Source organism: Janthinobacterium silvisoli (assembly GCF_014200725.1).
GTDB lineage: Bacteria > Pseudomonadota > Gammaproteobacteria > Burkholderiales > Burkholderiaceae_D > Janthinobacterium.
Genome location: NZ_JACHCL010000001.1, coordinates 2,075,600 through 2,098,021, shown reverse-complemented (window position 1 = coordinate 2,098,021; position 22,422 = coordinate 2,075,600). Strand labels below are relative to the sequence as shown.

At 60.0% G+C, this 22,422-nt stretch carries 20 protein-coding genes; 12 read left to right on the top strand and 8 right to left on the bottom strand.

What is annotated here, in order from left to right:
* Nucleotides 1-345 precede the first annotated feature (345 nt).
* Both HDE75_RS09410 and HDE75_RS09405 read right to left on the bottom strand, forming a co-directional pair.
* Entirely contained in the window at nucleotides 346-846 is a 501-nt protein-coding gene (locus HDE75_RS09410; RefSeq protein ID WP_183674586.1) for a GNAT family N-acetyltransferase, read from the bottom strand.
* Nucleotides 843-1,787, bottom strand: coding sequence for a DMT family transporter (locus HDE75_RS09405; RefSeq protein ID WP_183674589.1), 945 nt, complete (start codon nucleotides 1,785-1,787; stop codon nucleotides 843-845). Before HDE75_RS09405 ends, HDE75_RS09410 begins: the two co-directional genes overlap by 4 nt.
* A 171-nt stretch (nucleotides 1,788-1,958) precedes the next feature.
* Here HDE75_RS09405 and HDE75_RS26725 point away from each other — a divergent pair, with 171 nt between their 5' ends.
* On the top strand, nucleotides 1,959-2,090 hold the full coding sequence (locus HDE75_RS26725; protein ID WP_260173851.1) for a hypothetical protein: 132 nt from the start codon (nucleotides 1,959-1,961) through the stop codon (nucleotides 2,088-2,090).
* A gap of 10 nt (nucleotides 2,091-2,100) precedes the next feature.
* Here HDE75_RS26725 and HDE75_RS09400 read toward each other — a convergent pair whose 3' ends face one another.
* Both HDE75_RS09400 and HDE75_RS09395 read right to left on the bottom strand, forming a co-directional pair.
* Nucleotides 2,101-2,550 (bottom strand): outer membrane lipoprotein, encoded by a 450-nt coding sequence (locus HDE75_RS09400; protein WP_183674592.1) that lies wholly within the window; start codon nucleotides 2,548-2,550, stop codon nucleotides 2,101-2,103.
* 178 nt (nucleotides 2,551-2,728) lie between these two features.
* Complete coding sequence (locus HDE75_RS09395) at nucleotides 2,729-3,157, bottom strand: Mpo1 family 2-hydroxy fatty acid dioxygenase (RefSeq protein ID WP_183674595.1); 429 nt, start codon at nucleotides 3,155-3,157, stop codon at nucleotides 2,729-2,731.
* 117 nt (nucleotides 3,158-3,274) lie between these two features.
* On the opposite strand from HDE75_RS09395, the gene HDE75_RS09390 reads away from it, so the two are divergent.
* The 10 genes from HDE75_RS09390 (at nucleotide 3,275) to HDE75_RS09345 (ending at nucleotide 17,045) form a co-directional block, all read left to right on the top strand.
* Nucleotides 3,275-3,802, top strand: coding sequence for a DNA-deoxyinosine glycosylase (locus tag HDE75_RS09390; protein WP_260173850.1), 528 nt, complete (start codon nucleotides 3,275-3,277; stop codon nucleotides 3,800-3,802).
* 284 nt (nucleotides 3,803-4,086) lie between these two features.
* On the top strand, nucleotides 4,087-5,490 hold the full coding sequence (uxaC, locus tag HDE75_RS09385; RefSeq protein WP_221291780.1) for a glucuronate isomerase: 1,404 nt from the start codon (nucleotides 4,087-4,089) through the stop codon (nucleotides 5,488-5,490).
* Nucleotides 5,491-5,509: 19 nt separating this feature from the next.
* Nucleotides 5,510-7,108: a UxaA family hydrolase gene (locus HDE75_RS09380; RefSeq protein ID WP_183674601.1), complete on the top strand. Its 1,599-nt coding sequence runs from the start codon at nucleotides 5,510-5,512 to the stop codon at nucleotides 7,106-7,108.
* Nucleotides 7,109-7,119: 11 nt separating this feature from the next.
* Nucleotides 7,120-8,559, top strand: a complete 1,440-nt coding sequence (locus HDE75_RS09375; RefSeq protein ID WP_183674604.1) for a tagaturonate reductase — start codon at nucleotides 7,120-7,122, stop codon at nucleotides 8,557-8,559.
* Between the two features lie 138 nt (nucleotides 8,560-8,697).
* Complete coding sequence (locus tag HDE75_RS09370) at nucleotides 8,698-9,987, top strand: MFS transporter (protein WP_183674606.1); 1,290 nt, start codon at nucleotides 8,698-8,700, stop codon at nucleotides 9,985-9,987.
* A 114-nt stretch (nucleotides 9,988-10,101) separates the two neighbouring features.
* Complete coding sequence (locus tag HDE75_RS09365; RefSeq protein ID WP_183674609.1) at nucleotides 10,102-11,373, top strand: porin; 1,272 nt, start codon at nucleotides 10,102-10,104, stop codon at nucleotides 11,371-11,373.
* Between the two features lie 87 nt (nucleotides 11,374-11,460).
* Complete coding sequence (locus HDE75_RS09360; protein ID WP_183674612.1) at nucleotides 11,461-13,596, top strand: glycoside hydrolase family 28 protein; 2,136 nt, start codon at nucleotides 11,461-11,463, stop codon at nucleotides 13,594-13,596.
* 75 nt (nucleotides 13,597-13,671) lie between these two features.
* Entirely contained in the window at nucleotides 13,672-14,613 is a 942-nt protein-coding gene (gene kdgK, locus HDE75_RS09355; protein ID WP_183674615.1) for a 2-dehydro-3-deoxygluconokinase, read from the top strand.
* Between the two features lie 81 nt (nucleotides 14,614-14,694).
* Entirely contained in the window at nucleotides 14,695-15,417 is a 723-nt protein-coding gene (locus HDE75_RS09350) for a GntR family transcriptional regulator (RefSeq protein ID WP_183674617.1), read from the top strand.
* 86 nt (nucleotides 15,418-15,503) lie between these two features.
* Nucleotides 15,504-17,045: a methyl-accepting chemotaxis protein gene (locus HDE75_RS09345; protein ID WP_183674619.1), complete on the top strand. Its 1,542-nt coding sequence runs from the start codon at nucleotides 15,504-15,506 to the stop codon at nucleotides 17,043-17,045.
* Here HDE75_RS09345 and HDE75_RS09340 read toward each other — a convergent pair.
* Nucleotides 17,030-18,238: a hypothetical protein gene (locus tag HDE75_RS09340; RefSeq protein ID WP_183674622.1), complete on the bottom strand. Its 1,209-nt coding sequence runs from the start codon at nucleotides 18,236-18,238 to the stop codon at nucleotides 17,030-17,032. The two genes, HDE75_RS09345 and HDE75_RS09340, sit on opposite strands and share 16 nt — an antisense overlap.
* 138 nt (nucleotides 18,239-18,376) lie before the next feature.
* The gene (locus HDE75_RS09335; RefSeq protein ID WP_183674625.1) at nucleotides 18,377-19,243 is read right to left on the bottom strand and encodes an HDOD domain-containing protein; all 867 of its coding nucleotides are present in this window, start codon (nucleotides 19,241-19,243) and stop codon (nucleotides 18,377-18,379) included.
* Between the two features lie 262 nt (nucleotides 19,244-19,505).
* On the opposite strand from HDE75_RS09335, the gene HDE75_RS09330 reads away from it, so the two are divergent.
* Nucleotides 19,506-20,075, top strand: a complete 570-nt coding sequence (locus HDE75_RS09330; protein WP_183674628.1) for a DNA-3-methyladenine glycosylase — start codon at nucleotides 19,506-19,508, stop codon at nucleotides 20,073-20,075.
* Between the two features lie 16 nt (nucleotides 20,076-20,091).
* Here the strand turns inward: HDE75_RS09330 and HDE75_RS09325 are convergent, their stop codons facing one another.
* On the bottom strand, nucleotides 20,092-21,774 hold the full coding sequence (locus tag HDE75_RS09325; RefSeq protein ID WP_183674631.1) for a methyl-accepting chemotaxis protein: 1,683 nt from the start codon (nucleotides 21,772-21,774) through the stop codon (nucleotides 20,092-20,094).
* A 76-nt stretch (nucleotides 21,775-21,850) separates the two neighbouring features.
* Nucleotides 21,851-22,309, bottom strand: coding sequence for a cache domain-containing protein (locus tag HDE75_RS09320; RefSeq protein WP_183674634.1), 459 nt, complete (start codon nucleotides 22,307-22,309; stop codon nucleotides 21,851-21,853).
* Nucleotides 22,310-22,422 lie beyond the last annotated feature (113 nt).

Below are 22,422 nucleotides of genomic sequence, written 5' to 3'. Positions count from 1 at the left end.
AAGGAGATTGTCGCATGGTCATTTCCGCCCTGATTGCTGGCTGCATCGCTTGCCTGACAGTGTACCAAATCTATAAAAAATCACGCGACAGTAGCGGTGTTGCGCAACAACACATCGGTTTGCACGGGACATTGATTGAGCCACGGAAATGAAATTGCGACATTTAGTAAGCATCCCCTCTTGTAAATGTAAAGGGCAGTAAGCAAATGTAAAGGTAGGAGTCGCCTGCACAGTCAAGGTTTATATTGAAGTCGTTGATTGCATTCTCCCCCTCCCACTTGACAATGGGTTCACCCCACGGTGCCGCTAGCCCGTGGGGCTTTTTTTTGGGGAAAATTTAAAACCTTATTGCGCGTTTTTTGACAATTGCATCAAGGCATCGCCCGTTACCCTGCAGATGCGCCAGTCGGGCATTACGTCCGCACCCATGCCCTTGTAGAAATTGATCGCATTTTCATTCCAGTCCAGCACCGACCATTCGAAGCGGCCGCAGTCGCGTTCGACGGCCAGTTGCGCCAGCGCCGCCAGCATCTGCTTGCCATAACCCTTGCCGCGCGCGGCTTGCTTGACGTACAGGTCTTCCAGGTACAAGCCTTTGCGGCACAGGAAAGTGGAAAAGTTGTGGAAGAACAGGGCGAACGTGACCACCACGCCATCTTCGGTGCCGACCAGCGCTTCGCAGGCAGGATGCTCGCCGAACAGGCTGTCGTGCAGCATGGGCTCCGTGGCGATCATCATGTGTTCAAGTTTTTCAAACACGGCCAGTTCATGGATCATGCCAAAGATGGCGGTCACGTCAAATGCCTGTGCGGGACGGATGGTGAGAGAGGGTGAAGAAATGCTCATGTTGCCTTTGCAGTATTTTTATTGGAAATAGAGTCGATAGCCTGTGTCTTGCGCGCACCCGAGGTCAGGGCCCAGGCCACGCTGGACAGGCACAGCACCATGCCCAGCCACTCGATGGGGGCGGGGCGGTAGTGTTCGAACTGTACCGACAGCAGCACGGAAATAACGGGTGTGACAACGCCGATATACACAGTCTTTTGCGTGCCGATGCGGGCGATTAAGGTGAAATAGGCGCTGAAGGCGATCACCGAACCGAAGATGGCCAGATAAGCTAATCCCATCCAGTAACTGGCGCGTGCCGGCAAGTTCCAGGACTGGCCCGTGGCAATCGCCCACACGGCTACCATCGAGGTGCCCCACAGCATGGTCCAGGCCATGGTCAGCATCACATTGGGTGAGTGCTCACGCACCTTCATGACAAGGGCATTGCCCACCGTACTGGCCAGGGTTGCCACCAGGGCCAGTAAAAATCCCAGCAGGAAGTGGCCGGTGCCGCCGCCCAGCATATCTTTCAGCGCGGCATCGATCGATTGATAGAACAGCAGCACGATGCCGCAGATAGCCACCGCCGCCGCGCAGCAAGTGTTCCAGGTGATGCGCGTGCCGAAGGCGATGCGGTTCAGCAGCGGCGTCCAGAACACCATCAGGGCGAACAGCACGCTGACGAGGGCCGACACCAGATATTGTTCAGAAGTGTAAGTGCACACATAGCTGATGGCGAATGAGGCCAGGCCCTGCAGCATCATCCATTTTTGCGCGCGCCAGGGCAGGCGCAGCTTGTCGCCACGCAGGGCGCACCAGGCAAACAGGGTAGCGGAGGCGAGGCCGAAACGGTAGACCACGGACACGGCGGGGGCGACATCGCCCAGCTGCAAGGTGATGGCCCAGAAGGTAGAGCCCCAGATCAGGCAGGCAATAATAAACAGGAAAGGAGATGGCATGGCGCAAGTATATGCCATGCGCCATGGTCGGCGTGATTGCCGGGCTGATCTGCCTGATGCAGACGCTATTGCCAGCTAGCCAGCTATTGAGGCAGCGCAGTATCTGCAAGAAATGTTGAATTTTTGAAAATATTTAAATTATCATTAAGTAAATATTTCAAGGAGAATACCGTGGCTAACTCTCTGCAACTCAAAGTGTGGACCCTGATTGCCTATGTTGCCGTCATGACGCTCATTTCCATCTGGCTGCACGAAGGCACGGCGCCATCATCCTTGCTGATGGCCGCCGGCGCCTTCGGCTAAACTAAGACGATCAGTGCGTCACGCGGGTCTTGCGGCCATCCGACAGCAGTCGCACGCGCTCGCCAGGACGGAACAGTTCATCCGCATCTTGCACGATGGCGCGCAGGTCGCCATTGTCCAGGCGTACGGTGATTTCAAAGCCGCGCTTGTTCGATGCATTCGCTTCGATGCTTTGGCCGGCCATGCCGCCAGCGACCGCACCGAGGATGCTGGTCGCGATGGCGCCCTTGCCGCCACCGATTGCCGAACCGGCTACGCCGCCCAGCGCTGCGCCAGCCAGCACGCCGGTGCCGCTTTCGCCCTTGTCGATGGTCACGTCGCGCACCGATTCCACGGTACCCATGCGCACCGATTGCTCATTCTGGGTCTGGCGTGCGCTATAAACATTGGCCGAATTCGGTTGGACGGCACAGCCGGCCAAGGTGGCAAGCAAGGCGACGGCGATAATTGGTGCTTTCATGAGTGACTCCCTTGGACAAAAATAGTGAGTGCTGATGGCATTGAACAGCATCTGCATTCCTGGCTATCATAAGTATATTTGCTCAAGATAAGCAGTTTTGAATGGTAATAAAATGTTACGGTAAGGCGCTACTTTACTACTTCCCGCTTATAGATCGCTTAGTGCCCGCTCCAGTGCGTCAATACGCTACATGCAAGCGCCGGTACAGGAAGCCCAGCACAAAAAGCGGTCCGATCAGCAAAAAGCGCAAATCGTCGAGAAACGAGGGTTTCTTGCCTTCGATCTGGTGGCCGATGAACTGGCCTATCCACGCCAGCACGAAAATCGCCAGTGACAGCGGCAAGATGGTTGCCCCCGGCAGTATCAGCAACACGGCCAGCATGATGGCGAGCATCAGCAGCATACCCGCCGCAAATGGCCGCGATAATTTGTAATAGTAGTATAAGGCAACAATACTGCCCAACAGCGCCACGCTGGCGTGCAGGCTCCATAGCAAGCCCAGCAGGCTGAACACGATCAAGGGCACGCACACGATGTGCACCCATTCATTGACGTGATTGCGGTGGCTTTCGCCATACTGTGCCAGCAGGCTATCGATGGTGCGCATGAGTTGTCTCTTGTTATCGTTTTATTTGAGGGAAATTCTACACCGGAATACACGTGTCGGCCCCGGGCAGCACGCCGGGTAAAATGCATGCATTTTTATGCTACCAGGGATGCTCACTTGAACCACCCCTTACACCCCTTAACTGCAGCATTGGCCGATACCCGCAAGCGCTGCTTCGATCCCGTCGTCGATTCCGACACGCGGCTGTTGATACTGGGCAGCCTGCCCGGCGAAAAATCGCTGGCGCACAGCCAATACTATGCCCATCCACAAAACAAATTCTGGCTGCTGATGGGGGAAGTGCTGGGCGTGGACTTGAAGGTCCTGCCTTACGCAGCGCGCCTGAACGCTTTGTTGGCCCATGGCGTGGGCCTGTGGGACGTGGTGGCGCAGGCGCAGCGCGCCGGTAGCCTCGACAGCAATATCCGCGAACGCGACGACAATGACCTGGTGACGCTGGCGGCCAGCTTGCCGAAGCTTGAGGTGATCGCCTTTAACGGCGGCACTGCTGCGCGACTGGGGATTAAAGTGTTGGGTGAACATGCGCAGCGCTACCGCATCATCAGCCTGCCATCGAGCAGTCCTGCTTACACACTGGCATACGCGGCCAAACTGGAGCAGTGGCTGGCGTTGCAGGCACGCTGACAGCAACCCCTGTCATTCCATCGAGATGGCCGATTTTTGCCGATCAAGCGCGATGTTATTGATGTTTTTGTTCTTTTCCTGATTATTCCCTTCTTGTGCCCGGATTCTCCCGGCTACCAAACCAGCTGTTGTTTCCCCGCCCGTTAAATTGCCTTGGTAACACTTTTGCGCTTGCTTGATCTGATATATTAGATTTAATATTCTGATATATCAGAGTGCGCCAATGTGGTGCCACCATAAAACATAGCGCGATGACGAGCCGATGCATCGCGCGCAGCAAGGAGATGGCTACGATGACCGAGTTCATGAATCAGGATTTTCTTCTCACCACCGAGATGGCGCGCAAGCTGTATCACGAGGTGGCGGCTGACTTGCCCATCATCGATTACCACTCGCACTTGCAGCAGGGCGAGATCGCCAGCCGCAAGACCTTCCGCAATATCGCCGAACTGTGGCTGGCCGGCGACCATTACAAATGGCGCTTGATGCGCACGGCCGGCGTGGCCGAGGAATTCATCACGGGCGAGCGCTCGGACCAGGAAAAATTCCGTGCCTTTTGCAAGGTGCTGCCACTGGCCATCGGCAACCCGATCCACCACTGGAGCCACCTGGAACTGCGCCGCATCTTCAACATCGACCTGCTGATCAATGAAGACAACGCCGATGCGATCTGGGAGCAGGCGAATGCGAAGCTGGCAACGATGGATACCTGGTCGCTGCTGGAACAGGCCGGCGTGGAAATCGCCTGCACCACCGACGATCCTGCCGACGACTTGCTGCAGCATGCAGAAATCGCCGCCTCGGCCTTGAAGACGCGCGTGCTGCCGGCCTACCGTCCCGACAAGGCGATGCGCATCAACCAGCCGCGCTTTCCCGACTACCTGAAACGCCTGGGTGAGGTGGCCGATGTCCCCGTCACCTCGTTTGCCTCGATGATCGCCGCACTGGCCGTGCGCGTGGAATTCTTCCATGCCCGTGGCGCGCGCATTTCGGACCATGCCGTCGACGTGACCCTTCCCGTGCAGGCGGCCAGCGCCGAAGAACTCGAAGCGCTGTTTGCCAAGCGCCTGCAAGGCACCTTGTTGACGGACGCGGAAAATGGCCTGTACCTGCGTGGTTTGTTAGAGGCGATAGGCCGCGTGTACGCCAACTATGGCTGGACCATGTGTCTGCACATCGGCGCCCAGCGCAATAACAATGACCGCATGCGGACCAAACTGGGCCCGGATACGGGTTACGACTCGATCTCGGACATGCATTGCAGCGCCGGCCTGGCGTCCCTGCTCAACGCCCTTGACCTGGACGACCGCCTGCCGAAGACCATGCTGTTTTGCCTGAACCCAAACATGAATGAAGTGCTGTCCACCATGGTTGGCAACTTCCAGGATGGCACCGTCGCCGGCAAGCTGCAGTTCGGCCCGGCCTGGTGGTTCAACGATCACAAGGAAGGCAATCTGCAGCAGCTGGTCGGCTTCGGCAATCACAGTGTATTGGGTGTGTTTGTCGGCATGGTGACCGATTCGCGCAGCTTCGCTTCGTATCCGCGCCACGACTATTTCCGCCGCCTGGTGTGCCGCCAGATCGGCGATTGGGTCGCGGGTGGCGAATACCCGGCCGACTTCGCGGCGCTGGCCACCATCGTGCGCGGCATCTGTTACGACAACGCCCGCAAATACTTCCAACTCTAAGCCGCCGCCAGGAACTGTCATGCAAAAAGTATTGTGCATTCATCCCGACGACGACATGCTGGTCGCCCTGTCTGACCTGGCGGCTGGCGAAGTGGTGCAGTGGGAAGATGAATCGATTCTCGTCAGCAGCCCCGTGAAGACCAAGCACAAGCTGGCCCGCCGCGCATTTGCGGCCGGTGAGATATTGCGTCTGTACGGCGTCCCGGTTGGCAAGGCGACGGCGCAGATACGCCGCGGCGAAGCCGTCACCACGGAAAACCTCGCGCATTACGCAGCTGACGTGGAACTGGAAGCGCAAGCGCCGTATAGCTGGACGCCGCCCGATGTGACCCGACTGGATGGCACCACCTTTCCCGGCGTGGTGCGCGCCGATGGCCGCGTGGGCACGGCCAATTACTGGCTGATCTTCCCGCTGGTGTTCTGTGAAAACCGCAATGTCGAACATTTGCGCAATGCGCTCGAAGCGCCACTGGGCTACACGCGCAATGACCTGGCCTCATTTGCCTTGTCCTTGCTGGGCGAAGAGATGGAAGCGCCTAAACCCGTGGTGCGGCCATTTCCGAACCTCGATGGCGTGCGGATCATTACGCATAACGGCGGCTGCGGCGGCACGCGCGCCGATGCGCGCTCGCTGTGCAAAATCCTGTCCGCCTATGCCGACCATCCTAACGTGGCCGGCATCACCGTCTTCAGCCTCGGTTGCCAGAACGCGCAGATCGCCATGTTCCAGGAAGCGCTGGCGAAACAGAATCCCCATTTCGACAAGCCTTGTTTGATCTACGAACAGCAGAAATGGGATAGCGAAGAAGCGATGATGAAGGCCGTGCTGACCGATACCCTGGTCCAGCTGAAGGAAGCGAACAAGGTGCAGCGCAAGCCGGTGCCGCTGTCGCACCTGAAGATAGGCGTCAAGTGCGGCGGCTCGGATGGTTTTTCCGGCATCTCCGCCAACCCGGCCATGGGCCTGGTATCGGACATGGTGGTGGCCGTGGGCGGCTCGTCCATCCTGGCGGAATTTCCTGAACTGTGCGGTGTTGAAGCCAACCTGATCGAGCGCTGCGAAAACGACGACGACAAGCGCCGCTTCCTGGGCCTGATGCGCGATTTCGAAGCGCGCGCCGAAGCGGTGGGCACGCATTTCGCCGACAATCCCAGCCCTGGCAATATCCGGGATGGCTTGATTACCGACGCCATGAAGTCGGCCGGCGCAGCCAAGAAGGGCGGCACTTCTCCCATCGTTTCCGTGCTCGATTATGGCGAACAAAGCGCCAAGCCTGGATTGTCCTTGCTGTGCACGCCGGGCGGTGATGTGGAGTCGGTGACGGGCATCGTCGCCTCGGGCGCCAACGTGGTGCTGTTTTCCACGGGCCTGGGCACGCCGACGGGCAACCCCATCGTGCCCGTGCTGAAAATATCGAGCAATACGCGGGTAGCCAAAAAGCTGTCGGACCTGATCGATTATGATTGCGGCCCCGTGATTGAAGGCACGCCCTTGCCGGACGTGGCCAACGGCTTGTTCGACATGGTGGTGGCCACCGCTGGCGGCCAGTACCAGGCCAAGGCCGACCGCCTGCAGCAATACGATTTCATCTTCTGGAAACGCGACATTTCACTGTGATTCACACTCCCATGCAAGCATCAGTATCAGTACTGCAGCGCAGCGCGCCGTTCGACCTGCCGATCAAGTTCCTCCAGTTCGGGCAGGGTAATTTCATGCGCGGCTTTTTTGACTGGCAGGTCGACCTGCTCAATGAACGCACTGGTCTGAATGGCGGCGTGGTGGTGGTGCGGCCGCGCGGCGGCAGCGGATCGCCATTACTCGACGTGCAGGATGGCTTGTTTACCACCATCGTTCGGGGCCTCGATGAAGACGGCCAGGCCGTCAGCACCTGCCGCACCATCCGTTGCGTGCAGCGCGAAATCGATCCATCGACCATGTATGGCGATTACCTGGCGCTGGCCAGCCTGCCCGAACTGCGTTTCATCGTCTCGAACACGACAGAAGCGGGCATCGCCGTCAACGACAGCGATGCCTTCGAAGACTCCCCTCCATCGAGTTTTCCCGCCAAGCTGGCGCGCTTGCTGTTCGAGCGCTACACGCATTTCGAGGGTGACCGCAACAAGGGTCTGGTGCTGCTGCCATGTGAATTGATCGAGCGCAATGGCCCTGCCTTAAAAGCAGCCGTGCTGCACTTTGCCCGCTTGTGGCAGCTGGACGCGGGCTTTGCCGACTGGCTCGATGGCACTTGCGTATTCTGTTCGACCCTGGTTGACCGCATCGTTACAGGTTATCCCGAAGGTGAAGCGCAGGCGATCGAAGAAGTGCTGGGCTACCGCGACCAGTTCCTGGTGGCGGCCGAACACTACTACCTGTTCGTCATCGAAGGCCCGCAGTGGCTGGCCGATGAATTGAAACTGGCCGGTGCTGGCTTGAATATCCAGCTGGTCGATGACATCACACCTTACAAGAAACGCAAGGTGGGCATCCTGAACGGTGGCCATACGGCGCTGGTGCCCGTGGCCCTGCTGGCGGGCCTCGATACGGTGGGCGCGGCCGTCAGCGATGAGCAGGTGGGCGGCTGGCTGGCCGACACCCTGGCGCAGGAAATCATCCCTGCCTTGCCGCTGCCGCAAGACGAATTACAGCAGTTCGCGCGCGACGTGCTGCTGCGCTTCCGTAACCCTTACATCCAGCATCGTTTGTCGGCGATTGCCTTGAACAGCTGGAGCAAATTTGCCGCGCGCATCGCGCCGCAAATGCTGCGCTACGTCGATTTACATGGCCGGCTGCCGCAGCGCTTGGTACTGGCGCTGGCCGCCACCATGCGGCTGTACCGGGGCGATGTGATCGTGCTGTCCGATGATGCGGCCAGCCTGGCCTGGTTCGGCCAGGGCTGGTTTGATGTCGATAGTGACCGGCAAACCTTGCTGCAACTGGCGCAGGGCTGGCTGGCGAACGACAAGGTCTGGGGCCGCGACATGAATGTGGTGATCGGTCTGGCGCAAGCGGTGGCCGCCGCATTGCAGCGCATCGAACAGCAGGGCATGCGCGGCGCCTTGCAGGCGTAATAAGACATCAAGGCAGTACAGAAGTAACAGGCAGCACCCATAAAAAACCGAGGCCGAAGGCACTTCCCCAGGAAGGCTGAACGGCCCAAAAAAGAGACGGCGCAGCTGCGCCGCCATGGATGGATAGAGGGAGACACAATGACTACAATACGCGGCATGCGCTGGTGGATGGTCGGGCTGGTGACGGCTGGACTCATCGTCAATTACCTGGCGCGCAATACCTTGTCGGTAGCGGCACCGACGATGATGAGCGAACTCAATATCACGACCCAGGAATATTCCTATATCGTGGTGGCGTGGCAGGTCTGCTACGCGTTGATGCAGCCCATCGCCGGCTATGTGATCGATGCCATCGGCACCAAGATCGGTTTCGCCATCTTCGCCCTGGCCTGGTCCGTGGCCTGCGCCTGCGCGGCGCTGGCGACGGGCTGGCAAAGCATGGCCCTGTTCCGCGGCATGCTGGGCTTGACCGAAGCGGCCGGCATTCCGGCCGGCGTAAAAGCCACCACCGAATGGTTTCCCGCCAAGGAGCGCTCGATCGCCATCGGCTGGTTCAATATCGGCTCTTCGATCGGCGCCCTGTGCGCACCGCCGCTGGTGGTGTGGACCATTTTGCACGGCAGCTGGCAAATGTCCTTCGTCATCGTCGGCGCCATCGGTATCGTCTGGACGGGCTTGTGGCTGCTGTTCTACAAGCATCCGCGCGACCAGAAACTATTGTCCGACAAGGAGCGCGATTTTATCCTGGAAGGCCAGGAGGCGAGCCACCACAGCGACAAGGTCAAGAAGGCCAGCTGGCACCAGATCGTCCGCAGCCGTAATTTCTGGGCCATCGCCGTGCCGCGCTTTTTGTCCGAGCCGGCCTGGCAAACCTTCAATGCCTGGATACCCCTCTACATGGCCACCGAGCGCCATATGAACATCAAGGAAATCGCCATGTTCGCCTGGCTGCCTTTCCTGGCGGCCGACATCGGCTGCGTGCTGGGCGGCTATCTGAGCCCATGGTTCCACAAGTACTGGAAAGTGTCGCTGTTCACCTCGCGCAAGCTGGTCGTCATCGTCGGCGCCGTCTGCATGATAGGCCCGGCCTGCATCGGCCTGGTGGCCAGCCCGTATGCGGCGATTGCCTTGCTGTGCGTGGGCGGCTTCGCCCACCAGACCTTGTCTGGCGCGCTGTATTCGATCACTTCCGACGTCTTCGGCAAGAATGAAGTGGCTACCGCCACCGGCCTGGCCGGCATGTCCGGCTACCTGGGCGCCACTGTCTTCACCCTGCTGTTCGGCGTGCTGGTGACGGTGGTGGGCTACAGCCCCCTGTTCATGCTGCTGGCCGTGTTCGATCTGGTCGCCGCTGCCGTGGTGTGCCTGCTGATACGCGAAAAGATGTCGCCTGGCGTGCCGCTGGCCCAGCCCGCCTTCAGCAGATAAAGACCCATACCCATTTTCCCCGCTGTTGTCCTGCACCGCGCGGTGCAGCGGGGAGCTGTTTTTTACGATGTTTATACATAGGCGTCCACCAAGGCGCGAGAAGAGGAGAAGCACATGACACCATTGAATAACCACTGCACCCGCAAGCTGCTGGCAACCGCCCTGCTGGCGGCCCTGTCCGGTAGCGCGCTGGCCGACGGTATCCTGGAAAACCGCCATGTGGAAACGCGCATCTACGGTTTCCTGAACGGCGAGATCGAATCGGTGAAAGCCGTCGGCGGCGCCACGCCTTACGCCAGCCGTGGCCGTATTTCGGATGGCAATTCGCGTATCGGCTTTGCCGGTTCGATCGGCCTGCGCGGCGACGTGAGCGGCATCTGGCAAATCGAAGGCAGCCTGAATAACTTCGACGAAGGCGGCGTGAATGGCCAGGGCAAGTCGGCCACCATCGAATCGCGCAATACCTTTGTCGGTATCGACAGCAAGCGTTTCGGCCGTTTCATCGTCGGTAATAACGATTCCGTCTACCGCAGCCTGGTCGGCTCGGGCGGCGCCCTGGGCGGCAACCTGGGTTTGACGGTGCAGGGCGTGGACGTGTGGAATAACACCTCGGCCCAGTTGAGCGGCAACGCCGACAGCCTGTTCGGCCGTGGCGAAGCGCGCTACAAGAACTCGGCCCATTATCTGTCGCCGGAATGGCGCGGTTTCCAGGCTGGCGCATCGTATGGCTTCGATGAACAGCGCAGCACGGGCGACGACCGCGCGCGCTACTCGCTGGCCGCCAAATACAGCATCGGTGCGTTTTCCATCGGCGCCGGCTACGACCGCCAGCAAAATACGGGTGTCGATGTGGAAAACCTGTCCAAGGGTTTCGGCATGCGCAATACCTCGGTCAGTGGCGTAAACACTTCGTTCTACAAGCTGCTGGCAACGTATAAATTCCCTACCAAGACCTCGCTTGGCGTGGGCTTTGAATCGGGCAGCTATGGCTATGCCGTGCAGTCGCTGCCCACGCCGGGCAATATCTACACCTCGCTGACCACGGGCAGCATGAAGCAGCGTTCCGTGATGGCCTCCTTGAGCCAGGAAGTGGGCTACGACGTGACCGTGATGCTGGCCGCCGGCAAGCTGGGCAAGCTCGATAACACCACCTTTGCCAAGCCCGACGATTTCGGCGCCACGCAAGTGTCGCTGGGCGCGACCTACAAGATCGACGAACAGTTCATGCCCTATGTGTACTTCACGCGCATCAACAACAAGGCACAGCAGAACGTCAACCTGGGCCAGTCTCCGCTGCATAGCAATAACTCGGGCAAGGATGATGCCTTCCTGGCACCGGGTAATTCGCCGCGCGCCTTCGGATTTGGTTTTATCGCCCGTTTTTAAATTCGTAATGAACAAGTCCGGTCATAGCCGGCTTAACGACTACAGCGCGGCCACGTCAGAGCGGCGCTTACATCAGGAGATGCAAACATGAAGTCAGGTAGCAAGAAACTCAATACAGGCTGGGCGCAAGCCTGCGTGGCCCTGCCACTGGCCGCCATGCTGGCGGCATGCGGCGGCGGTGGCAGCACCAATGGCGACACCGCCACCAGCTATAACCCGGGCAGCGTGTACCAGGTTGGCACCACGTCCTACGATCCGGACCTGCCGCCGGAACCGACCCTGCCGAAAGACACGCAAGTCTGCGCCACCCTGGAAGCGACCAGCAACCTGGTGCGCCGTCCCGATGGCTCGCTGCCGCCGGAAGCCGACCCGTCGAAACCTGGCGTGGGCGCCGTGGTCACCACCGCCACCGCCAATCCTGACCAGGCCCGTATCCAGGCTGCGCTGGACGCTTGCGGCGCCGCCGTCGATGCGGAAGTGGGCGCGAAGATCGCCGCCGCCGATGCCGCCGCCACCGCCGCGCAAAAGACGGCCAATGTCAAGAACGTCAATATCGCCGGCGTCTCGGGCGAGGAACTGGCCAAGCCCGAATACCGCGCCAGCAAGTTCGCCGTGCGCCTGGTAGTGAATCGTTCCGGTGTGGGCGATGGTTTTATCAGCGGTCCATTGACCCTGCCATCGGGCGTGACCTTGTGGATCGACAAGGGCGTGACCTTGTACGCTTCGCGCGATGTGACGACCTATTCGCCGAATCCGGCTGGCCCATACTGCGGCAATACTGCCGTCAGTTCCAGCAAGGCTGGCAGCTCGGGCAATTGCACGGCGCTGATCAACGGCTCCAACCTGGTTAATTCAGCCGTCATGGGCGATGGCTCGATCGACAGCCGCGCCTATTCGGAAATCGTCACCACCAACAAGCTGTATCCGTTGATGAAGGTCGACATGACCTGCTCGAACACCTACACCTCGTACGCGGCCGGCAAGCAGGCGGCCGACGGCGTGTCGTGCGATAACGGCGGTACTTTTGTTGATTCCAAATCGTCGGCGCGCAATATGAGCTGGTGGGACCTGGCCTTCCTGGGCAATATGGTACAGAACGGCGTCACGGGCACGGGTTCGCAATCGAACTTCCGCATGATGGTGTTCAACTATGCGAAAAACCTGACCTTGTACCGCATTTCGCTCAATAACAGCGCCAACTTCCACGTCGTGCCGAGCGGCGTCGATGGCTTGACGGTGTGGGGCGTCAAGGTGCAGACCCCGACCCTGGCAGCTTTCGCCAACCCGGCCGGTAACGGCAATCCGCTGTACAACGGCGAAACCTGGAATGCAGATAACGTCAAGAATACGGACGCCTTTGATCCGGGTGCGGCCAGCAAGGCCATTTCGGGCAAGCTGGCCACGGGCAGCAGCACCACGTCGGCGGGCGCCATGTCGTTTGACGGCTACCTGAAAAACTTCGTCTTTGCCTACAATTTCGTCAGCACGGGCGACGATGATGTGGCCCTGAAGGGCAGTTCCAATCCGTCGCCAGCCGGTTCGGGCCTGTTCGCCATCGATGGCAAGCGCGATGTGCGTTCGGACCGCAAGCACGGCATCGTGATCGCGCATAACCACATCTACTGGGGCCATGGCATTTCGGTGGGCAGTGAAACCAACGCCGGCGTGACCAACGTCGAGGTCTACGACAACTCGTTCACGCATTCGGAAGAGGGTCTGCGCATCAAGTCCGACTATGCACGCGGCGGCGAAGTGAGCAATGTCCACTACCGCAATATCTGCATCCGCGATGCGCAGAACGCGCTGCTGTTTACCACCTACTACAGCACCAAGGCATTGCCGGCGGCTGGTCCGCTGTACCCGAACTTCCACGATATCACGCTCGATAACGTGCGCATCCTCGGTAACACGGCCATCAAGCTGCAGGGCTTCAAGGCCAATACGGGCGGTTTCGACAATCCGCAGTATCCTCTGGTGATGAGCCTGAACAATGTGGTGACCGACTCGCCGAATGCCACGACGATGACGTCGTCCGATGCCAATCTGACGATCAAGGGCACGAATCTGCCGATCTTCGCCAATGCTGCCGAACGCGTAACGGTCAATGGCACGGCCACGCAGGCGGTCGATGTGGACAAGGTCGTCGATTGCAGCAAGGCTTTCGTGGACTTCCCGGCCATCGGCCAGTCGAACCTGTTTGGTTCGACCTGGGATAAAAAGTAATACCGGCAGGCGCCGCGCCGCGCATCTTTCGTGATGCCGGCGCGGCAGCCGGCTTTCCCTTGAGAGGAAACCGTAGTGAACGCACCAGTTACCGTATTCGTGATCGGCGAATGCATGATCGAATTGCAGCGCAAGGAACAGCAGCAGGAGCAGGCCATGGCTTACCGCTTTGGCGGCGACACGCTGAATGCGGCGCTGTATATGGCCCGCCTGCTCGATGCGCGCCGGCACCAGGTCGCGTATGTGACGGCGCTGGGCACCGATGGCCTGTCCGATGATATGTGCGCCAGCTGGCAGGAAGAGGGCATCAATACGCGCTGCGTGCAGCGCCTGGACGACAAGCTGCCAGGCATGTACCTGATCGAGACCGATGGCCAGGGCGAGCGCAACTTCCATTACTGGCGCAGCGATTCGGCTGCACGCCACTGGATGCGCCGCGCGCAGGCGCCGGACATCTTGCGTGAGCTGGCTGGCGCGCGCCATGTGGTTTTGTCCGGTATCAGCCTGGCGATCCTGCCGCCAGCTGACCGCGAATTGCTGCTGGCGACCCTGGCGCAATGCCATGCCCAGGGCGGCCAGATCATCTTCGACAATAACTACCGCCCCCGCTTATGGGAAAGCGCCGATGCCGCCGCTTCGATTTACCACCGCATCCTGAGCCTGTCGTCGCTGGCCTTGCTGACACTGGATGATGAAGAGGCGCTGTACGGGCCGGCCAGCATCGCACAGGTGCTGGCGCGTACGGCGGCGCTGGGCGTGCCCGAAATCGTGCTCAAGCGCGGCGCCCAGCCCTGCATCGTCTGGCGCGATGGCGAACAGGAAGAAGTGGCTGCCCAGCCTGTGGCGCGCGTGGTCGATACCACGGCGGCCGGCGATTCCTTCGGCGCAGCCTATGTGGCGGCGCGCCTGGCGGGCCAGCCACCTGCCGTAGCCGCAGCGGCAGGGCACCGCCTGGCTGCCTGCGTGATAGGCCAGCGCGGCGCCATCATCGCGCGCACGGAAATGCCTGCCGGCTGAGCGTAGAAGCTGTATCATCGAAACCGCAGTTTTTCCCGTTTAATTTGCTATACCGCTAAAAATAAGTCTACAAACAAGTCTATGAATCTGACGTCTACTCTTTCTTCGGCCGATGGCGAAACCGGCGTCAGCGCCGCGCGCCGCGTGTACGGCCTGCTGCGCCAGCGTATTGTCGACATGAGCATGCTGCCCGGCACCCGCATCGTGGAGAAGGAACTGGCCGAAGAACTGGGTACCAGCCGCACGCCCGTGCATGAAGCGGTGCAGCGGCTGGCCGAGGAAGGCTTGATCGAAGTGCTGCCGCGCGTGGGCACGTTTGTCGCCCGGATTCCCCTCGATTCGCTGGAAGAAGCGATGCTGGTGCGCTGCGCGCTGGAGACGGCCATCATTGAAAAAGCCACGCAACGGGCCACGCCGGAAGGCATTGCCAGGCTGAGGGCTATTTTGGCCGCGCAGGCTGAATGCATCACGAACAACGATATACGGGGCTTTCACCGCACCGATGAGAACTTTCATGCAGCCCTGGCCGAATTGTCCGGTTATCCCGGTGTCTGGCCCATGATCCTGCAGGCGAAAACCCAGATGGACCGCTACCGCCAGCTGACGCTCCCTCTGGAAGGGCGCATGAGCGACGTGATGGCGGAGCATGGCAAGGTGGTGGAAGCGGTCGCCTCAGGCGATCCGCAGCACGCCGTCGCCGCCATGCGCAGCCATCTCGATCACGTGCTGCCGGTGCTGGAAATCACCCGCAAACTGCGGCCTGAATACTTCATGCCGCATCTCGCCGTCAAACCCAGGCGCTAGCTTCCCCCGCCGTCCATTATCTGCCCGCGCCACAGCCGGGCAGGGACCCGGCACGCCTGTCGATACGCATCAATAAAGGATTACACATGAAAGTGTCCCACCGTCTGATCCTGCTGGTCGGCGCCGCACTGCTGGCCATGGCCATGCTGGGCGCCTACAGCTTGCGCAATCTCTACCAGGCCATGCAGCATGACCGCCAGGCGCAAATTATCAATATGCTCAAGATGGGTCAGCACCTGGCCGCCCATTATCACAGCCAGGAATTGTCGGGCCAGCTTACGCGCGAACAGGCGCAGGCGGCAGCGAAGGAAGCGCTGACCCAGCTCAATAACGATGGCAAAAGCTATTACTGGGCACGCTTGCCGAATGGCTTGAACCTGGTGCATCCGAATCCGAAAAATATCGGTGTGATTGCCGAAGGCGAAACCATGGATGGCCGGCCCGACTCTTTGGCGTATATCGAAGCGCTGGCGAAAGAGGAAGTGGGCCTGGTCTCCGTCAAGAGCCGCCGCGATGGCCAACTGGTGGCCAAGCTCAATGGCATCATCGCGTTTAAACCCTGGGGCTGGTGGATAGGCACGGGCTTTTTCAATGACGATATCGAGAACGCTTTCTGGCATGCGGCCATGCAGTTCCTGTGGTTCTTTATCGCCGCCCTGGCCGTGATGCTGGCGCTGGGCTGGCAAGTGATACGCAGCGTGCTGGGCGCGCTCGGCGGCGAACCTGCCTATGCGGGCGACGTCACGCGCCGCATCGCCGGACGCGATTTATCGGCGCCGGTGGCCTTGCGCACGGGGGACAATGGCAGCCTGCTGCACAGCATCGCGCGCATGCAGCAAGACCTGGCCGCGACCGTGCGCCAGATCCGCGGCAATGCGACGGCGATTGCGGCTGCCTCCAAGGAAATCGCCAATGGCAACCTGGATTTGTCGGCGCGCACGGAGGCACAAGCCAGTTCGCTGGAGCAGACGGCTGCTTCGATGGAAGAACTGACGGGCACCGTCAGCCAGAATGCGGGCAATGCACAGCAGGCGAGCGCACTGGCCGGCGACGCCGCGCAACTGGCGCAGCAGGGCGGCGCCGTGGTAGCGCGCATGGTCGATACCATGGGGGCGATCGGCCAGTCGTCAGGCAAGATCGCCGAGATCACGGGCCTGATCGACGCCATCGCCTTCCAGACGAATATCCTGGCCTTGAATGCGGCCGTGGAAGCGGCGCGCGCGGGCGAGCAGGGGCGCGGCTTTGCCGTGGTGGCGGGCGAAGTGCGCAGCCTGGCGCAGCGCGCGGCCGGCGCGGCGAAGGAAATCAAGGACTTGATCGGCGTGTCTGTGGCGCAGGTGGAGCTGGGCGGCGTGCTGGCCAGCCAGGCCGGCGAGACCATGCAGCAGGTGGTCGCAGGCATCGCCAGGGTGACGGCCTTCATGCATGACATCAGCGTGGCCACGCATGAACAAAGCGAAGGCATCGCGCAAGTGAACCAGGCCATCATCAGCATGGATGACGTGACGCAGCAAAATGCGGCGCTGGTGGAACAGGCCGCGGCGGCCGCGCAAGCCATGCAGGAACAGGCGCATCAGTTGTCGGAACTGGTGAGCCTGTTCAAAATAGAACGTCAGGCTGGCGAGTAAGCCTGCACTTCCAGCGGCTGGCCTTTGGCGTCGAAGCGCAAGGCCACCGACAATTGGCTTACGCCGATGGTGGCCAGCGCGTCGCAGATATCGTCCACTTCATCCTGCAGGTCGGCCGCCAGGTCCAGCGGCTTGTCTGCGCTGTGCAGCAATGCGCCGCCAGCCGCATGGACATTCACGCGCAGCAGCATTTCGCCATGCTCATCGGCAGGACCCACGATCACGGAAACATCAGCAGGGGCAGCATTATTTTCTGCCAGTGCATGATTGATGCCCGACATCATTTGCAGCATCGCATATTCGGCCATGCCTTGTTCCTTACCACCGTGGAACAGATCCTGGTACAGGAAGCTGACTTCCAGCGCCGTACCGGCGGGGGCCAGGCAGCGTTTGACGAGCTCGGCCATGTCGCTGGTCCACTGCTGGTAGCGGGCCATGCGCGCATCGAACCAGGCGTCCAGCGCCGCTTCATCTTTCGGTTCCACATAGAACGGATCGTCCACGCGCTTGAGGGCAAAGCCCAGCAGGAAACGCAATTCCACGGCCGTGTCCTGTGGACCGAAAGCCGTCTCGCTCCAGCCCACGATGCTGCGTTCCAGGCCAGGCGCGGCGACGATTTTCTTGTCCGTCATCGAGGTATAGGCATCGCGCACCATTTCATGCAGATGGCTGTAAGTGATGCGGTCGATTTCGTCGAGGTCGTAGGCGTGGCTCATCAGTACCACCTTGGCCTTGGCGCTTTCCAGCTCAGCCTGCTGGAAACTTTTCACCAGCGCTTCGAATGCACTCTGGTCCAGGAATGTGTCCGCCTGCTTCAAGCCGCCCGTGCTTTGTACCAGCAGTGGCACCACGAAGGCGTTGATTTCCATCGACGCTGCATTCTCGCGGCGGATGACCACTACCGACGAGGCTTCCTCGATATGCTGGCGCAGATACTGGTAAGCGCCCACGTCTTCATATTTCGACCGCTCGATGGCGTCGTACAGCACTTCATCTTTCTTCTGGTTCAGATTCTTGCGGATGATGCGGCCAAACTCGACGGCCTGCTCGGCCAGCACCGTGCCTTGCGACTCCCTGTCTTCCTGCTCCGCCAGGTTCAGGGCCATCGTGCACAGCATGCGCGTGACGGCTTCGTCCTTGTCTTCAGGGCTATTGGCGGATTTACGGGGGACAGGGCGCTTATTTTTAGGCATGGTGGTCGTGATGGTTAAGTTATCAGGTAAGGCAGCTAAAGCAGCAGCTAAAGCAGCAGCTAAAGCAAACGGGCGCCGCGGCGATGCCGCCTGGCGCCCGGAAGGGATGATACAGGCCGTTGAGGCCGCACGGTGCGATCAGTGATCGGTATCGAACATCTCGTGCAATTCATCGAGCAGGTCTGTGGTTTCTTCCGCCGACAATCCGAGATGCTTGCAGGCAAGTTCGCCGCCCTTGTCCCACTCCAGCGAGCTACTGTTGCCATGGTAGCGCTGAATGCCTTTTTCGGCCAGCAAGGACAGGGCGACCAGCGAACGGATGGCGTCATCCGTGGACGGGTCGGCCAGCACGCTGTAGTCGTGGTGATGCAGGATGGCCCAGGCCACGTCCGACGACAAGCCCCAGTTACGAGCCAGCAAGCAGCCGATGGCGGCGTGGTTGGTCTGGTGGCGCGCATCTTCCAGGCGCGTAAAACAGTGCTGGGCATCATTGGCCGCCGCCGCATAGGTGTTGACGTAGTCGGGAAAGCGGTTCATCAGCAGGGGTACGCCGATATCGCAGAACAGGCCGAAAGTGTGGGCGATGTCGGGCGGGGCGATGCGCAGCTTGCGTGATGTAAATACCACGGCGCGTGCCCGCTTGGCCGAGACATCCCAGAAATTGTTCAGTTCCACGCCTTCCGCTTCGACCGCCTGGCGCGCCAGCAAGCCCGTCATCATGGCGCTGCACTGGTTGATGCCCAGAAAGTTGATGCCTTGCTCGACCGACTTGGCCTTGCGCGCGGCGCCATAAAAAGGCGAATTGGCCAGTTTTAATAGCGCGCCCGACATGCCGACATCGTCGGCGATGATGCGGGCAATCTTGCGCGGCGATGGGTCTGCTTCGGCCAGTTCACGCTGCAAATCGACCAGCAGGCTGGGGCGCGGTGGAATGCGGATGGAACGCATCAAGGCATCGACCGGATCACCTTCACTTGCCTTCGCTTGCGTTGCTGCTATCGTCATCATTCTCTTCGCATCACTGGGTGGTTTGTCTGTCGCGCCTTGCAACGGATGGAGCTGATGGAGGTCCGGCGCAGTGCCTGGAGATTATCGCTGTTTATGGATGGCAATAGTTCATCTATGCAATAGATTGTGTAAAAAAGTATGCTTTTTATCTTGCTACAGCGATCTTTTCATGGCTATATCTATAATATTTATTGATTTTTAAGAATGATGATAGCGTGCGTGGAACAGATGGAATGCAGCGGCGCGCTACAATTGCGCCATGAAAAGCATACTTGCCGGTATCGATTTTGCAGACGATTCTTCCATCGTGGCGCAGCAGCTGATCGGCGTCACCGTGCTGGTTGATGGCGTGGGCGGGCGCATCGTGGAAACGGAAGCCTACGATGCGCTGGACCCTGCCTCGCACACGTTTTCGGGTATCACGCCGCGCAACGCGGCCATGTTCGGTCCGCCGGCACACGCTTATGTCTACCGTTCCTACGGCATCCATTGGTGTCTGAATTTTGTCTGCCGCGAACCTGGCCACGGCGCTGGCGTGCTGATACGCGCGATTGAACCGGTGATGGGCCTGGAGACCATGCGCGAGCGGCGTGGTGTCGACCAGGTGCGGCTGCTGTGTTCGGGGCCGGGCAAGGTCTGCCAGGCGCTGGGCGTGACGCATTTGCAGAACCGCCTGGATTTGAACGCGCCGCCTTTCGAGTTACTAGCGCGCGAGCACGAGGTGACGGTGCTGGCCGGGCCGCGCATCGGTATTTCGAAAGCCATGGACGTGCCATGGCGTTTCGTGCTGGCCGGTTCGCCTTATTTGAGCAAGCCGATGCGGAGCTGAGTTCAACCAAATCAAGCTAGGCGCGGCGCTTGCTGCGTAGCGGACTTTGTAATGCTCGTCGTTCAGCCTGGCTAGCCCTATGCTCTTCCGGATGCTGAAAGGAATCGGCTTCGCCGGGCTTTTCCTGCACCGGTATCACTGCCGACCCCGCCGCCTGGTCCAGCGTGAAGACGGCCACGGCGGACGACAAGGTCACGGCCTGATCCTGCAGGCTGGCAGCGGCCGCGGCCGCCTGTTCGACCAGGGCCGCATTTTGTTGCGTCACATCATCCATTTGCGCCACGGCCGTGTTGACCTCGCTGATGCCCGAAGCCTGTTCCGCGCTGGCTGTCTGCACGCGCTGGATGATGTCGTTCACTTGCTGCACCGAGGCGACGATGGCACCCATGCTGTCGCCTGCTTGCTGTACCGCCACGCTGCCGCCATCGATGGTGGTCACCGAGGTGGCGATCAAGGTCTTGATTTCCTTTGCGGCGGCGGCCGAGCGGTGCGCCAGGGTGCGCACTTCCGAAGCCACCACGGCAAAGCCGCGTCCCTGTTCGCCGGCGCGCGCCGCTTCCACGGCCGCGTTCAGCGCCAGGATATTGGTCTGGAAGGAAATGCCATCGATCACGCCGATAATTTCCACGATCTCGCGCGAATTAGCCCGTATCGTCGTCATCATTGTCACAGCCTGCTGCATCGCGGCGCCTCCTTGCACGGCCAGGGTCGATGCCTGGGCTGCTAATTGACAGGCGAGCTGGGCATTGGTGGCATTGTTGTTGACGGCTTCCGTCAGTGTTTCCATGGCGCTCGAGGTTTCTTCCAGCGAACTGGCCTGCATTTCCGTTCGCGCAGATAAATCCATATTGCCGGTGGCAATTTCTCGGGCAGCCGTGTCGATCGAGTGCACGGCTTCCATAATGGTGCGCAAGGTATGGTTCAGATTGGCGATGGTCTGGTCCAGCACGCGCGAAGTGTCGGCGATCTCGTCTCGGCCAGGATTGGGCGCGCCCGCGATCAGCTTGCCGGCAGCCAGGTCTTGCACGACGTCGGCAATGCCGCGTATCTCTCCCAGCATGGCGCGCCGCACCAGCACCGTCACCACGATGGAGGCAAGGATGGAGAGGATAACGGTCAGCAGCAAGCTCCAGCCCAGGCTGCGAAACTCGGCGCTGGCCGTGGCATGCGCCTGGCTGCTGAGGGTTGTTTCCAGCTTTGACAATTGCGCCAGCTGCTCGTTGAGCTGAGTGAACTGTGTTTCCGCCTTGAGCATGGAATTGGTGGCGATCGATTGATCCATCTGCGCAATTTCCATGGTTTCCAGCACCGCCTTGCGATACGCCGCCAGAGGCACGAGCGCTGCATCGATCAACACCCGTTCAGCCTCCGACGCCGAGGCGCGCAAGGTAGACAATTGTTCGGCGATGGCCTGGTGGCGTGCCTTGATTTGTTGTTCCAGTGCATCGAGGCGCTCCTTGGCAAAACTGCCGTTGGTCCACGCCAGCAACTGGTACATATTGCCGTGCGCATATTTGGCGTCGCTCGCCACATCCGAGGCCGCCTTCAGGTGGCTGATGCGTACAGTCACCATATTTTCCAGCGAAGCATTTTGCCGCACCATGCCATACCAGGCGCCGGCCGAACTGACTATCAGCAGCAGCAAGACGAGGGCGGGGGCCAGCAATAATTTTGGTCCGATGCGTAGTTTGTCGAGCATATCTTGACTCCTGCCTGTGGCTGTATCGGGCGTGATGGAACCCCGCCCTGAAAGCGGGGCATGCTGGCCCGCCTGGCTATTTTTTGTAGAGGCCCGCTTCCAGTACTACGTCGTTGACACGCAGGATGTAGGTAGTTTTCGGTTCGATCTTGCCACTGACGGGATTCTTGTACAGATAGTCGACCCAGCCCTTGCCCTGTTTCTGTGCCAGTTCAATGATTTCACGGCGATATTTCTTGCCATTGGCATCCGGCACATCCGTCAAGTCCTTGCCGACGATGGCCGGGTTGATCGGATGGGCCAGCACGATGCCCGTCTTGATGTCGCGCATGTCCACATACAGCGAACCTTGCACGAAGTCGGGATCCTTGGCGATGAGCTTCTTGATCATTTCTTCCTTGCCATGCGCCTTGATGAAGGCGGCGCCCCGTTCAGCCATGGCGATGGCGTCCTTTTCAGTGGGTTCCGTAGCGGCGCTGACGGCAAAACTGGCACATGCCAGGCATAGCAAACTGCCCTTGATGATTTGTTTCATGAAGACTCCTTGTGAAATCGAGAGAGGTGTTGCCAAACCGTAATTTACGTCGCACTGGTCTGCATGGAATTGCGATTGAACAAACTTAAGTCTTGCCTAATTGCATGTCTCAT